Genomic DNA, 2,282 nt, shown 5'->3' on the forward strand with positions numbered 1-2,282 from the left:
ACTTCTAGCCTTTCGGATTAATCATCATGATGTTAGCTTTAGGTCGTTTTATCTTTTCCATTGAAACAGCAGCTTATCAAGCCCTCGATATGACCTATAACATTCCATGGGTCGAGCAAGGGCGATTAAGGCGCAAGGCTGCTCTTCAATTGCCAGCTGTTGCCAATGCAGAATTTTCCCTAACAGGTGTAATTTATCCAGACTTTAAAGGCGGTTATAGACAACTGGAATATTTGCGGCAAATGGCACATGAGGGACCTCATATCCTTGTAACAGGTCAGGGGAGGATTTTGGGCAAGTTTGTCATTCTTTCTGTTAAAGAAAAGCAAAGCTTCTTTCATCAAAATGGTAACCCAAAAAAACAAGAATTTACCGTCAATTTGAGAGAATATGGTGAAGAACTATGAGTAATCTTTACGTGACAAAAGAAGGCGATATGGTTGATGCTATTTGCTGGAGATATTATGCCAAGGGTCAACAAGCCCTTGCTGTTGAACGCGTTTATGCAGCTAATTTTGGTCTTGCAGACTATGGACCCCTCTTAAAAGCAGGCATCACAATCCTCTTGCCAACCCTCCCCTATCCCAAAGCCACACCGGTCATTAGAATTTGGGGTAGTCAATCATGAAACCTTTTTGCACAGTGATGGCAAATGGCGAAGACATTACACGCGTGCTGATGGACTATGTCTTATCGATTGAAATTACCGATGAAGCGGAAGACAAAAGTGATCGTATCACCATAGAACTTGATGACCGCGCCCGTGAGTGTGATAACGGCTTTCTTGATATTCCTCTCATAGGAACAGTCATTTCTGTCACCCTTGGCTATGAAGGGGGTAAAAACCGCGATATGGGCGCCTATCTGATTGATGAAATCTCTGTAAGCAGCCCACCACAAACCTTAAGTGTTACAGGACGCGCTGCCTCCATGAATACATCTTATCGCACACCCAAAAGCCAATCCTATCATCAACAAACCCTTGGCAATATCATTCAAGAGATAGCACAGCGCAATGGCTATACAGCAAAGGTCGACCCTGCTCTTGCCAAAATTGTTGTACGTCACATTGATCAAACGGCTGAAAGCGATATGGCTTTTGCCACACGCCTTGCAGAAGAATATGACGCCGTCGCAAAGCCTGTTGACGGCAAATTGGTGCTTGCCAAACGGGGTGAAGGCAAAGCCATCACCGGTGAAACACTCCCCGTCGTTGTTATTCATGAAAAACAATGTACCTCTTGGGATTTTAAATACAGTGCACGCGATGAAGCAGGGAGCGCCAATGGCTTAGCAACAGATGCAGGAGATGACCAAAAAGCCGCCGCTGATGCAAGGGAACCAGATGAATTTGAGGACGGTGAAGATGTAATTCATATGGATAAAAATGATGTCCCAAATTTACCTAAAACAAAGATAACAGCAGAAACACCCGAAAAACAAAAGCAAGAAGAAGAGAAAAAAGGCGGTGTCCTTGCAAGCTATCATGATATCCGCACCGGTGAGAAAAAGGAAGTTAAGGTTGGTAAAGAACCTTTTCATGAACTCAAATATACCTACCACAATCAATCAGAAGCGATTGCGGCCATTGCTGCTTATCGCAATAAATCATCACGTGGAAAATCTTCTTTCTCATGTGATATCGGTGGTGATCCCTTTGTACAAGCAGAAGCAAAACTTATTCAAGAGCCCCCTTTCCGCCCCTATATTCCAGCAGAGTGGCGCATCAAAAGCGTCAAACACAAGCTTGATAAAACAGGTGGATATACAACAAAAATAGACTGCGAACTTTTTGATAAAGCCCAAGAAGATACTGCAAAAAACGTAGCCAATACCACACCAGACAAAGACGATACCCTTGATCCAAACGCTTCCCCCAATGCATGTGACGAAGGAGACGGCGTTATTCATATGGATAAAGAAGATATAGAATAGATTATCATGATTTGCTGTAAAACACTGTTGTTTAGGAGTGGAAAGTGTTTAATACACTCAACACTGATATCAAATGTGTGGAACGGGTTGTTCAAGAGGTCGTACAGCCAGGCGAAACCCCATAGTACGCAGCAAAACATTTAAACTACGGAGCTCTGGATTACCTTTTTCTGACAGTGTCCGATAAAGTTGTGTTGGATTCAGGTTGGCTGCTTTAGCGACAGCTTGAACACCACCATAAGCTTTTGCCATTTGACGCAGTGTTACAAGCAATTCCCCCTGGTCACCATCTGCTAAAATGGCATCAAGGGTAGCTGCTGCCAACTCAGGGTCATCATGAAATATTT

General features: G+C 43.5%; 4 protein-coding genes. 3 read left to right on the top strand and 1 reads right to left on the bottom strand.

Annotated elements, in window-relative coordinates; genetic code table 11:
- Positions 1-26: 26 nt before the first annotated feature.
- The 3 genes from FS875_RS09655 to FS875_RS09665 are packed head-to-tail and all read left to right on the top strand — an operon-like array spanning position 27 to position 1,935.
- Positions 27-407: a phage tail protein gene (locus tag FS875_RS09655; RefSeq protein ID WP_144756185.1), complete on the top strand. Its 381-nt coding sequence runs from the start codon at positions 27-29 to the stop codon at positions 405-407.
- Complete coding sequence (locus FS875_RS09660; protein ID WP_144756188.1) at positions 404-628, top strand: tail protein X; 225 nt, start codon at positions 404-406, stop codon at positions 626-628. The genes FS875_RS09655 and FS875_RS09660 overlap by 4 nt, the downstream gene beginning before the upstream one ends.
- On the top strand, positions 625-1,935 hold the full coding sequence (locus FS875_RS09665) for a phage late control D family protein (protein WP_144756191.1): 1,311 nt from the start codon (positions 625-627) through the stop codon (positions 1,933-1,935). Before FS875_RS09660 ends, FS875_RS09665 begins: the two co-directional genes overlap by 4 nt.
- Positions 1,936-2,004: 69 nt before the next feature.
- On the opposite strand, the gene FS875_RS09670 is transcribed toward FS875_RS09665, so the two are convergent.
- Positions 2,005-2,280: a helix-turn-helix domain-containing transcriptional regulator gene (locus FS875_RS09670; protein ID WP_144756193.1), complete on the bottom strand. Its 276-nt coding sequence runs from the start codon at positions 2,278-2,280 to the stop codon at positions 2,005-2,007.
- Positions 2,281-2,282: the final 2 nt, after the last annotated feature.

The sequence above is a fragment of the Bartonella saheliensis genome, assembly GCF_902162175.1.

What these genes read in the sequence shown, in the direction of transcription:
- FS875_RS09665 (WP_144756191.1), top strand. Translation starts at nt 625, where the DNA reads ATGAAACCTTTTTGCACAGTGATGGCAAATGGCGAAGACATTACACGC.
- FS875_RS09655 (WP_144756185.1), top strand. Translation starts at nt 27, where the DNA reads ATGATGTTAGCTTTAGGTCGTTTTATCTTTTCCATTGAAACAGCAGCT.
- FS875_RS09660 (WP_144756188.1), top strand. Translation starts at nt 404, where the DNA reads ATGAGTAATCTTTACGTGACAAAAGAAGGCGATATGGTTGATGCTATT.